The organism is Dehalococcoidia bacterium, from assembly GCA_003597995.1.
Taxonomy (GTDB): domain Bacteria; phylum Chloroflexota; class Dehalococcoidia; order Dehalococcoidales; family UBA1222; genus SURF-27.
The window spans coordinates 1-11,395 of record QZJY01000043.1; the positions used below are offsets into that span (position 1 = coordinate 1).

13 protein-coding genes and 1 pseudogene are annotated in these 11,395 nt (G+C 55.0%); 4 read left to right on the forward strand and 10 right to left on the reverse strand.

Annotated features, from left to right (window positions below; translation table 11 throughout):
• Positions 1-277, forward strand: a 277-nt coding sequence (locus C4542_05910) for a hypothetical protein (GenBank protein ID RJO61646.1), incomplete at its 5' end; no start/stop codon positions are given.
• 75 nt (positions 278-352) lie between these two features.
• On the opposite strand, the gene C4542_05915 is transcribed toward C4542_05910, so the two are convergent.
• The gene (locus C4542_05915; protein ID RJO61647.1) at positions 353-1,237 is read right to left on the reverse strand and encodes a DMT family transporter; all 885 of its coding nucleotides are present in this window, start codon (positions 1,235-1,237) and stop codon (positions 353-355) included.
• 701 nt (positions 1,238-1,938) lie between these two features.
• Here C4542_05915 and C4542_05920 point away from each other — a divergent pair.
• Positions 1,939-2,361 carry a hypothetical protein gene (locus C4542_05920; GenBank protein ID RJO61648.1) on the forward strand — a complete coding sequence of 141 codons (423 nt, stop codon included), beginning with the start codon at positions 1,939-1,941 and terminating at the stop codon, positions 2,359-2,361.
• Here C4542_05920 and C4542_05925 read toward each other — a convergent pair.
• The 3 genes and pseudogenes from C4542_05925 to C4542_05935 form a co-directional block, all read right to left on the reverse strand.
• Positions 2,358-3,195, reverse strand: a pseudogene (locus C4542_05925) (alpha/beta hydrolase). The gene C4542_05920 and the pseudogene C4542_05925 overlap by 4 nt on opposite strands.
• Before the next feature lie 16 nt (positions 3,196-3,211).
• A complete protein-coding gene (gene acpP / locus C4542_05930) occupies positions 3,212-3,649 on the reverse strand; it encodes an acyl carrier protein (protein ID RJO61649.1) in 438 nt (145 codons plus the stop codon).
• Positions 3,650-3,733: 84 nt separating this feature from the next.
• Positions 3,734-4,879: a nitronate monooxygenase gene (locus C4542_05935; GenBank protein ID RJO61658.1), complete on the reverse strand. Its 1,146-nt coding sequence runs from the start codon at positions 4,877-4,879 to the stop codon at positions 3,734-3,736.
• 386 nt (positions 4,880-5,265) lie between these two features.
• Here C4542_05935 and C4542_05940 point away from each other — a divergent pair, with 386 nt between their 5' ends.
• Positions 5,266-6,747, forward strand: a complete 1,482-nt coding sequence (locus C4542_05940) for a DUF2779 domain-containing protein (GenBank protein ID RJO61650.1) — start codon at positions 5,266-5,268, stop codon at positions 6,745-6,747.
• A gap of 165 nt (positions 6,748-6,912) precedes the next feature.
• Positions 6,913-7,662 (forward strand): DUF4412 domain-containing protein, encoded by a 750-nt coding sequence (locus C4542_05945; GenBank protein ID RJO61651.1) that lies wholly within the window; start codon positions 6,913-6,915, stop codon positions 7,660-7,662.
• Between the two features lie 96 nt (positions 7,663-7,758).
• Here C4542_05945 and cysE read toward each other — a convergent pair whose 3' ends face one another.
• The 6 genes from cysE to C4542_05975 all read right to left on the reverse strand — a co-directional run.
• Positions 7,759-8,490, reverse strand: a complete 732-nt coding sequence (cysE, locus tag C4542_05950) for a serine O-acetyltransferase (protein ID RJO61652.1) — start codon at positions 8,488-8,490, stop codon at positions 7,759-7,761.
• Positions 8,487-8,852 (reverse strand): divalent-cation tolerance protein CutA, encoded by a 366-nt coding sequence (locus tag C4542_05955; protein ID RJO61653.1) that lies wholly within the window; start codon positions 8,850-8,852, stop codon positions 8,487-8,489. The genes cysE and C4542_05955 overlap by 4 nt, the downstream gene beginning before the upstream one ends.
• A 1-nt stretch (position 8,853) precedes the next feature.
• A complete protein-coding gene (gene nadA, locus C4542_05960) occupies positions 8,854-9,765 on the reverse strand; it encodes a quinolinate synthase NadA (GenBank protein ID RJO61654.1) in 912 nt (303 codons plus the stop codon).
• A gap of 29 nt (positions 9,766-9,794) precedes the next feature.
• Positions 9,795-10,862: an AIR synthase gene (locus C4542_05965; GenBank protein ID RJO61655.1), complete on the reverse strand. Its 1,068-nt coding sequence runs from the start codon at positions 10,860-10,862 to the stop codon at positions 9,795-9,797.
• An 83-nt stretch (positions 10,863-10,945) separates the two neighbouring features.
• On the reverse strand, positions 10,946-11,137 hold the full coding sequence (locus C4542_05970; protein RJO61656.1) for a hypothetical protein: 192 nt from the start codon (positions 11,135-11,137) through the stop codon (positions 10,946-10,948).
• A 137-nt stretch (positions 11,138-11,274) separates the two neighbouring features.
• On the reverse strand, positions 11,275-11,395 hold a 121-nt coding region (locus C4542_05975; protein RJO61657.1), incomplete at its 5' end, for a twin-arginine translocase subunit TatC.

An 11,395-nucleotide genomic window follows, 5' to 3' on the forward strand; every position in this document is an offset into this window, starting at 1 on the left:
CAGATACTCAAGTATGTTGAATACCAAGGTCGCCAGGATTCAGGACAAGCGAAGCTTGAAATATAAAGAACCACGCGCTTGCGCGTGGGTATCTATAAGGTCAAGCCACGAGTTTTCGAAAGAGAGTGCCGCTCCGCCGGGCGGGTGTCTGGAAAGGGATATTCAGGGCGGTCACGATATCCGGCAGGATCATGCGGGTGGCGCTCAGCGAGCTTTCAGCCAGACATACTGCTACAAGCGTACGGGAGCCCTGCTCTGCTTCTTGCGTACAGTATAAAGAACGTCTTTAGTTCAGTCCCAATCTATCCATATGAGGCAGGGCGTTTGAAATTCTATGATGCTCTGCCTTTTATTAGGTCTCGAGTCTGGGCGCGGCTGGCGCCGTTTTAATGCCGGATATAAACATGGCGGCCAGCACGCAGGCGGCTCCGCCCAGTATACGCGGTGTCAGTTGGTTACCGCCGATGAACACGCCGAACAGCCCGGCAAATACGAGTTCCATGGTCATCACCACCGCTACGCGTGTCGGCGATACCAGGGATTGCGCCCAGGTCTGGACTAGGAAACCGGCTGCCGTGGCGAGGACGGCGGTGAGGGCCACTGCCCCCCAGACGCTGCCGTCCGGTGGAAGGGCGATACCGCCGGGAACTGCGATTGCCAGGGATATAACCGCCACCACGCCTATTTGTACGACCGCAAAGCTGTAAGTATCGTACTTTGCCGACCACTCCCCCAGCCCAACTATTTGCAGGGCGAAAAAGAGGGCGCAGACCAGCGTCAACAGCTCACCAACTCCTACAGACCATCCGTTCAGGCTGATAAGTCCCAGGCCGACTGTAGCCAGCACCACGGCGATTATGGTGTTGCGGTTGGCTCCGCGCCGGAACAGCACCCAAGACATGACCGGCGTGAGAACTACGAACATACCCGTAATAAAACCCGAGACGGAGGCCGAAGTATACTTCAGGCCGTATGTCTGCGTGATATAACCCATCCCCAGCATTACGCCCAGCCCCGCAGCCCGCATGAATCCTGCCCGGCTCATGCCGCGCAGGCAGGTCGGGCGGATGGCGAGCATCACCAGAGTAGCTGCCGTAAACCGCACCGCCAGGAAGTCCATCACGGGCATGCGTTCCACCGCATCCTGCACCACCAAGAAGGTGCTGCCCCAGACCGCGGTTATGGCGAGCAGCGCAACCAGCGCTATGGTCGGTGACGATTTCCATTTTGCAGACATCAGGCAATACTCCGTTACTATCTGGACTATTTCCGGACTCGCAGGCATCCATTGTCTGCAAAATCGGGTTCATTATAGTAGCAGGATTGAATGCTTTTTTGCTAGTTATGTTGTAAAAAAGCTGTTATCAGAGGAGCTGTTTTATCGAAACGACCAAAAGTGTTGGGTCCTCTTGGAGATAAACCCCCTCTCTATTAGCAGCCCGGTTGTCAGCTAATTTTCATGATATGTCTATATCTTTATTCTGCTTTGGTAAGAGTTTGGTAATAGGTCATGTGCTAGCATTACGAAAGAAGTGAAAGCATTCACCAGAACTGTTCATAAACGGTGGAGACAATTACCCATGATTGTGGGAGTGGCGAAAACTGCATCAATCTTGCAGGGTATACAGGAAAGGATATGAATAAGCAATTATTTATTTTCTCGTTAATAATAACGCTTTGTGGTGTGTCTCTCTTTTTTATGGGCGGTTCACCTTGTCTTCACATTGGTGTTACGAATGAAACTGGCGAAATGCTATCCATACACGTAGTGATTGAACAGGCTAACTACCAACTCGTTGTAAATCCAGTGGCCCCAAGCTCGACTTTTAAGGGAAACTTGAAAGTATCAGTAGCGAACGCTAAAGATATAGAGGTGTTTGCTGAAAACGGACGGGGCGACATCGTGTTCAATAAATACTACACCATAGAAGAATTTTTGTGCGCAAATTGCTGCGTTACAATTACTTCTTCTCAATAAAATTTCAGATAGAACAAAGTAAAATAACTCCAACTCAGATTAGAGAAGTACCCATACTTCGCGAGCTGCCGCAGGCCGGCGGCACCGCCATACAGGACTTACTATACATCTGGGACGCCTCTGGCAACATGGCTACCAGGGTGAATGCGCCTGCTCTTGAGACTGAGAGCTTCACCTATGACTTCCTCGACCGGCTCACGGCGGTCTCCAATGCATACACCCAGAGCTACGCCTACAACCAGATAGGCAACATCACATCAATGAACGGAACTTCTTACACATACGGCACCAAGCCTCACGCGGGAAAATTAAAACTGAATAGAACACAGAGATGGCCCTGGTTAGAAGAGGACGGCAACAATAACGTGATGCGTGTTGCTTAAACGCGGGCGGCCAGCCACTCCTTCATATCGGCAAAAACGACGGCGCGTTCGGGCTCGTTGAATATCTCATGGAAAAGGCCTTCGTAGCGCTTGAAAGTCTTGTCGCTGGACGAGACGCCGTCGAATATCGCCCTGCTGCCCTCCGGGTTGGAGAGGCGGTCTTCCGCCCCCCTGAATGATGAGGATGGGAAGTTTAATTGTCTGCATCCGGGGCGGTATGGCGTTCTCGATGGCGTGAAGTATCTCGGCACCCAGACGGGCGCTGATTTTGCCCGTATACACCAGCGGGTCGTTCACATACGCAGTGACAACCGCCGGGTCTTTGCTGATAGACGCGGCATCCAGGCTGCTGACTCCAACTCCCGGCGCAAGATGTGAGGCGATGCGGGCGAGCAGCTTATCGCGCCTGGTTATGCTGGAGCCGGCTTTAAGGGTCGGGGCTGATAGGACGAGCCCTGCCAGCTTTCCCTGGTGAGCCTCAGCGTAAGCTGTGGCGATAGTCCCACCCAGGCTGTGGCCGACCATGAAAATCTTAACCACCGGATATTCACTTCGTACGATATCGACGTAAGTATTCAGGTCTTCCACATAGTCGTTGAAGCGGTTGACGTAGCACCTTTCTCCTTCGGAATGGCCGTGTCCGCGGTGGTCAGGAGCGCATACGATAAATCCTGCGGGCACGAATTCATTCACGATGTTCAGATACCGCCCGCTATGCTCAGCCAGGCCGTGCACTAGCAGCAATACCGCGCGGGGCTCGGTAGGAGGTGCCCAGCTCTGATAGAAGAGCCGGATGCCTCCTTTGCCTGTAAAATGGCCTGCGTGATGCTCGATTGTCACGCTTTTATGCCTATGAGGTTTTGCTGTTTTTTACAGTCTTGACGCTTTTAGGAGCGCTTTTCCTCGCAGCCGGAGCGCTGGCAGCTTTTTTCTGAGGCGCTGCCGGTTGGGCTGCTTTAGGAGCGGTTTTCATGATAGCGGCAGCGGCATTGGCGGCTGGCGCTGCCTGAGTCGCCTGCGGTTTGACGTCAGAATCGGACATCCCTTTATTTTTCAAATAGTCTACGGCATCCTGCACAGTTTTGATTTTAGCGGCATCGTCGTCGGGGATCTTGACCGGCTTTTCCGCCGTGCTGAATTCCTCTTCCAGTCCCATGATGAGCTCAACCAGGTCCAGCGAGTCCGCCCCCAGGTCGTCGGTAAAGCTGGCGGACGGGACCACCGCTTCCTCTTTGGCGCTCAGACGCGCTGTGGTCACCTTGGTAACACGTTCTAAAATAGTCGGCAAGTAAGTCTCCTTTTCTTTTTAGCTATTTAAATTTTTAGATTGACTTTATTTCAATGGGTTTAGCTTGGCCGTTGGCATATCCCGTTAAACCTGAACCGGTTGCGCAGCGGCGGTGGACATGCTGTCGTTCAGAAAACGCGCCAGCATCTCGCCGAACTCGCGGCGCGCCGCGTTCGAATATCCCTTGCCCAGAGAAGCGAAGAGTTTTTGAACTGTGGTAAGCCGCTTAAGACGGTAGACGTTGGCGCCGCAAAAAGCGAAACCGGCGGAAAGGTGTCCCCTTTGCGCGTTCACCAACGCGTGGAAGATACAGTAGGGACTCTCGAGGTAGTTACAGGTCTTGACGCAGTGGCAGTAGCAGCGGAAGGGCTTCTTCTTGCCGGCCTTCACATCGTCCAGATAGGCGTTGTTGATGGCTCTTCCCGGCATGCCCACCGGACTTTTGATGATAGTGACATCCTCTTTTTTAGCCTTGAGGTAGGCTTCTTTAAAGGCCGGGGAGGCGTCGCATTCCTCGGTGACCACGAAGCGTGTGGCTATCTGCACGCCGCTGGCTCCCAGGCGGATGAATTTATAGATGTCAGCCCCTGTAAAAATGCCCCCTCCCGCGATGACGGGGATGGGCCTCTCGGCGATGGGCACAAAGGCCTGGACTTCCTGGATGACCGACGGAACCAATTTTTCCAGCCGGTTTTCCGGCAACTCGAGCTCGTCGGGCTTGAAACCCAGATGTCCGCCAGCCAGCGGTCCCTCCACCACGAACCCGTCAGGCAAGTAGCCGAAATCCTCCAGCCACTTCTTGCAGATAATGCGGGCGGCGCGCGCCGAGGATACTATGGGCACCAGGCGCGTTCGTCCTTTGAGGTCTACCAGCCCAGGCAGCGCCAGCGGCAGACCCGCCCCGCAGAAGATTATGTCTATGCCTTCGTCGGCAGCGGCTTTGACCAGCTCGGCGTAGTCCGTGAGCGCCACCATGATGTTGATACCCAGCACTCCCTGCGTCTTCTGTCGGGCCTTTTTAATCTCGTTGCGCAGGGCGCGCCGCGAGGCCACATCGTAGTTTTTGCTGAAATCGGGTTCGAAAAAGCCTATGCCGGCGCCGCCGATGACGCCGATGCCTCCGGCGTTGGCCACCGCCGAGGCCAGGCCGGCAAGAGAAATGCCCACCGCCATGCCGCCCTGCACGATGGGAATGCGCGCCGTATGCTGGCCGATTTTGAGCGCCGGCATGCGGATAAGGCCGAGAGTATCGGCCAGGTTGTCATATTCCCGAGGGGAGGTGACCTGCGGTATGTCGCTTTGATTCTGCATTATTCTCAACTTAAAAAAGGCAATAATTCAGGCATCGATTGGTTTTATTTGAATTTAAGCATATTGTCGAAAGCTATGATAAAAGGCGTCAGCCGTTTTGTTTTTAATTACCATCCAAGTTTCTATACAATGCTGAACAGTATAGCATTGACCCGCTTACTAGTCCAATTCGATTATCCGGTTGCCATTGATATGCTCTGAGGATTATCGTTTATCCTCTCAGAGGATTGCGAATTTCTTGTGCGAACCGGACGAGACAGCAGGCGCGCAATAGTGCATAATGTCAGGTAAGAGGGGTTCGAGCCTTGAACGGTTATAAAAGCCTTTCCAAGTCCAAATATCTGAACGGCCTTCAGTGCCGCAAGCTGCTGTGGGTGTCGGTCAACGATTTCTCCAGACTGCCGGAGGTGGATGAGGCCACCCAGAACGTTTTCGACCAGGGCCATTATGTGGGCGAACTGGCGCAGGGGCTTTATCCCGGCGGGTTAAATGTCTATAGCTCAAGTATCAGCGAGAACCTGCGCGAGGCCAAAGCGGCGCTCGCCTCCCGCAAGCCGCTTTACGAAGCCGGCTTTTCGGCCTCCCGGCTTTTTTGCCGCGTAGATATCCTGAACCCCGCCGGGGACGAGGCCTGGGACATTATAGAGGTCAAGAGCGCCACCGAGGTTCGCGACGAGCATCTGCACGACGTGGCCTTCCAGCGGCACTGCTGTAAGCTGGCGGGGCTGATTATTGATCGCTGTCGCATCGTGTATCTCAACAAGGACTTCGTGAAAAGCGGCGCAATAGACCCTTCTCAACTGTTTATTACCGAAGACGTGACCGACAGGCTGGATGAATTTTCCTTTGGAATAGAGGAACGCATCGCGGAAATGCTGGAGCTTATTTCCTCCGCGGAATGCCCGGAGGAGGCCATCGGCCAGCGCTGCAACTCGCCTTACCCCTGCGCGCTTCAGGGCGAATGCTGGGCTTATCTTCCCGAGCATCACGTCATGACCCTTTATTACGGCAAGAAACTGGGCGAAGACCTGCTCGGCCGAGGTATCCTCAATATCGGCGATATACCGCAGGACGTCAAGCTCAATGCCAGGCAGCAGATTCAAAAGGACTGCGTCGTGTGCGGCCAGCCTCATATCGACCGGGCAGGGATAAGGGCATTCCTGGAAAGCCTGCAGTACCCGCTCTATTTTATGGATTTCGAGACCTTCATGACGGCCGTCCCCCTTTATGACGGCACCAGCCCGTACCAGAACATCCCTTTTCAGTTTTCGGTGCATGTGATAGAGCAGCCGGGCGCCCGCCCCGGGCATCATTCTTTTCTGGCAAGAGGGAAGGATGACCCCCGTCCTGATTTTCTGGCTGAGTTGAAAGAGTCTATCGGTCCCTCAGGCACCATTCTGGTCTATTACGAGGCCTTCGAAAAGAGCCGCCTCAAAGAGATGGCGGCGGCTTTCCCTGAGTACAAAGGCTGGATAGCGGATATATCGAAACGCATCATCGACCTGCTCACGCCTTTCAGGGATTTCAGCTATTATCATCCCTCGCAAACTGGCAGCGCTTCGCTCAAGAAGGTCATGCCCGCCGTCACCGGTATCAGCTATGAAGACCTCGAAATTTCTCACGGCGATATCGCCAGCCTCCGGTATATGCAGGCCACCTTCGGCAATGTCTCCGCCGAAGAACGCAACAAGATACGAAAAGACCTGCTCAAGTACTGCAAGCAGGACACCGGCGGCATGATACGTATAGTGGAGAACCTGACGCGCGAATCGCGTCGCTTGCTTTAGCCTCTGTCTGTTGAGCGTTTCCCAGTTCTAGTTCTGCTCGAAGATACTACTATTTTCTTTAGCTACGTCTTATTGACTTTGTCCTCAAGAGTGTTAGAATGTATTGACTCCGGTGCCCCAAAACTTCCAGCGGGAAATCCGAACACCGGGGAGGGAGGATGGAATGTGAAAAAAGTATTCGGAATCTCTCTGTCTCTGGTTATCGTTGCCACGCTTTTCATGGGATGCGGAGGAAAAGGCAGTAACACAACTACTAGTTCATCTCCCGTTGTTACCACCACCAAGGCGACCGCGACCTCTTCGGCACCGGCGACGTCGTCTGCCTCTGCTACAACCTCCACTGCGACGGCAACATCGACCACCACTACGGCTGCATCATCAACGCCTGTCTCCTCCACACCCGCTGTCTCCGGGAATGACCTGGCGACCATCCTCGCCAAAGCCGCCGGCTATACCAGCTACTCTTGTGACGTCAGCATGACCAGTTCGGGCACCACAACAACTTCGAAATATTGGATAAAGATGGGCAACCCCACCAAGTTCAAGATGGAATCAACAGTTGCAGGGCAAACGACAGTTACTATATTTAACGGCACACGATATTACTTGTATATGCCAGATTCCAAATCGGCCATGGTGATAACAGTGCCGCCGGCGCAACCCAGCGATGCCAACTCCACAACCCAGTATAATCCGAAGTATGTCGGTTCCAAAACGGTCAACGGCTACGCCTGCGCGGGTTTCGAATACACCGCTTCGGGTGTCCTGACCACCATGTGGATATCAACGCAATACGGCGTCGCAGTGGAAATAACGTCTTCCACAGGAACAATAGATTATTCCAATTTCAACTTTGCCGCGTTGCCGGATTCCACATTCGAGTTACCGGCTGGCACTACAATAATTACCTTCTAATTTTACTATTAGTTTAAATGTAGAAAGGGGGCAGCCATTGGCTGCCCCTCTTGTTGATAATCAAAGTTAGTTGGTTTGGGTCAGAAAAGCAGTAGATTAAATCATCCACTCCACATCATTCTCATCCCCGTTGCTGCCCTGGCTGAACTCTTTAACGATACGGCGCACGTGCTGGCGCAGCTCGTCCGGGGGCACCGTAATCCCCGAACCCTTTTCCAGTTTTTTAAGGCGCTCTTCCAGTTTTGTCTGCTCGTTAAGCACCAGGCGGATGGCTTCGGCCACCGGGTCGGGCAGTTTGCCGTGCTCCAGGTCGACCACCATCTTGCGGTGTTCTTCCACGATGTGACCGGGCACTCCCACGACCGTGGCGCCGGCGGGTACGGGCCGGGTAACCACCGAGCCGGCTCCGACCTTGGCCCCGTCGCCGATGGTGATGGCGCCCAGTATAATCGCCCCCGCCCCTATTACCACGCCGCTGCCGATGGTGGGGTGGCGCTTGCCCTTGTTGAGCGTGGTGCCGGCCAGCTCGGTCCCGGCGTACATCAGCACATCGTCGCCGATTTCCGAAGTCTCTCCTATGACGACGCCAGCGCCGTGGTCGATGAAGAAACGCCGGCCGATTTTAGCGCCGGGGTGAATCTCGATGTTGGTGAAAAAACGGCTGCATTGCGACACCATGCGTCCGGCCAGCTTCAAATGGTGCGTCCACATCCAGTGCGCCACCCGGTGGTTCCACAGCGCGTGCAGGCCGGGGTAGCAGGTGAGCACCTCCAGCCAGCTGCGCGCCGCCGGGTCCTTGGCGAAGACGTTCTGGATATCCTCTCTCATTCTGACGCACACGGGCTTGCTCCTCCGGCGCTGGCGCCTTCGATTTCATCTTCCAGCCAGGCAAGGTAGTCCGGGCTGCCGCCGTCTATGGGCAAAGCGATTACTTCCGGCACCTGGTAGGAATGATTGGCTTTAACAAGCGCTATTATATCATGCAGAAGCGACCTTCTGGTCTTGACTATCATCAGGCTCTCGGTGCCGCTCTCTATCTTGCCCTGCCAGCGATAAAGAGTGCTTACTCCGGGTATGATATTGACGCAGGCGGCTTTCTTTTGTTCCAGCAGCAGGCCTGCCAGCTTGCGCGCCTCGGTCTCGTCTTTGGTCGTGATGTGCACCGCGATAAAGCCATCGTTTTCGGCCATATTATACCACCTGCAGCATGCGCTCGACCGCGGTTTTCGCCTTGACGCGGACATCCTCCGGCACTACCACCCGCGGTTTCATATCTTCCAGACACCACAACACCTTTTCCAGCGTGGTGAGCTTCATGTTGGGGCAGACGGCCTGCGGGCACACGGGTATAAAATCCTTGCCGGGATTTTCTTTTTGCAGGCGGTGGATTATGCCCAGTTCGGTTCCGACTATCATCTGGCGCACTTCCGGCTGACGCGCGTAACGTATCATGCCACCGGTGCTGAGCACGGCGTCGGCCAGTTTATCCACTTCGGGGCGGCACTCGGGGTGCACCACCACTCTGGCCTGAGGGTATTTACTTTTTAGCTCCAAAATATGCTGCGGCAGTATGCGGGCGTGGGTGGGGCAGAAACCGGGCCACAGGTGCAGTTTTTTGCCTGTCTGCGAGGCTACCCACTGCCCCAGGTATTTGTCCGGCACGAAGATGATTTCCTGCTGCGGCAGGCTTTCCACCACCTTCACGGCGTTGGAGGATGTGCAGCAGATGTCGCTTTCCGCCTTGACCTCAGCCGATGAATTGACATAACAAACCACAGGCAGGCCGGGAAGCTCCTTTTTCTTTTCGCGCAGCTTTTCGGCGGTGATCATATCGGCCATGGGGCAGCCGGCATGGGGGTCGGGCAGTAGCACTGTCTTCCCGGGTGAAAGGATATAGGCCGTTTCAGCCATAAAATGCACGCCGCAGAAGACGATGACATCCGCCTCCGTCCTGGCCGCCTGCTGCGAAAGCTCCAGCGAATCACCAACGAAATCGGCGGCGTCCTGTATCTCGGCAGGCTGGTAGTTGTGCGCCAGGATGACGGCCTTGCGCTCATCTTTCAGGCGCTGGATTTTATCGTTCAACTCTGAATTAGTGTTCATGGCATATACTATTAGGACAGCGAGGTCAGCTAGCCCACGTAATCCTTGTACTTCACGCTCGCGTCATAGAATGCCTTCCAGAAGGGGTCGACGTTAGGGTGTTTGAAGGGAGCGGCTTTTCCGTCTTTAACCAGTATCATGCCTCTGGAGGCCTCAGTAAACTCGCCGGCGATGGAAGCCTTGATGCCTCTATCAATAATAGCCTTGACCACCTGCTGCGCCCTGTGCGGGCGGCAGGCGATGATAAGCGTGCCCTCGCTGATGGAGGCATAGGGGTCGATGCCGAACAGCCCGCAGATTTCCTTGACGCAGTCTTCTACCACTATCTTTTCCTGCTCCACTCGGATGCCGCATCCGGCGGCTTCGGCCACCTCGTAAAGCCCGCCCCAGATGCCGCACTCTGTGGCGTCATGCATGGCGCTGACACCCTGGTCGCGCACGCCGCAGCCCACCGCCAGCCGGGCTTCCTCCACCACCGACATTTTGTAAAACAGCTTTTCGGCACGCTGCGCGAAGTCCAGACCGAACTGCTTTTGCATCAGTTTGGGGAACATGGTGGCGAAGATGCCGCTGGCCTCTATGGCCGGTCCCTTGGTGATGATGAGGGCGTCGCCCGGTTTGATGAAGCGCGGGCTTACGTAGCTGTCCAGAGCTCCCACACCGACCACCGTGGCGCCGCCGACCATGGGGTAGTGGCAGCCCTCATAGCGCGCTGTGTGGCCGGTGATGATGGCGATGCCAAGCCTCTTGCACTCGTGGTGCATTGTGTCCCACATTACGGTCAGCTGCTGTTTGGTCATTTCCATGGGCAAATTGAGGTCGATGCTGAGGTATCTGGGAGGCAGACCGGAAGTCACCGAGTCGGAAACCAGAATATGGATGGCGAACCAGGCTGCACGTTCCCAGCCGTACTGCGGAACAATGAACACGGGGTCGCAGGTAAAGGAGACTGCCTGCCCGCCGATTTCGGCGATGCCCACATCGGTGCCGTGGCGCGGCCCCACCAGGACATGTTTGTCATCGGCGCCCAGGCGCGGGAAGATGAGTTCGCTGAAAATTTCGGCGGATATCTTGCCTATTTCAGGTATTTCGGCCATAACTGTCACTTCCTTTAATGTCTATAAACAATAAAGCAGACCTTGCGGTCAGGCCGGGTAAAATGCCTGCCTGAAGACCTGCCTTACGGATTACACGAGCTGTCGTCCAGGGAATGCAGAAAGATGTCGGGAATGGCGGGCACCTGCCTCTGTACCCATTGCTGCAGGCAGCACATGGAACAGAAGCTGAAACGGTCAAAGGAATCTTTATCACGCAAGCGGGATACTATCACCCAGCCGCTAAGAGCGTCTCCCAGCGCCTGGCCCGGAGCCATTTCAACTTGACGGCCACAGGCATGACAGGCACGCCATGAATCAGACATCTATGGCTCTTTCTCCCGCGACTACCCGTATTTTTTAATGTTAGCGCCAAATATGAGCAATGTCAATGACGGGCAGCCTTATACGACAACTAAGCTTCCGCCGGTTGTTCTCTCTTCTTGTAGACGAGGCGGGACAGCAGTATGCCCAGCTCCAGTAGCAGTATGAGGGGTACCGCCACGATGAGCTGATTGACAGGGTCGGGGGTGGGA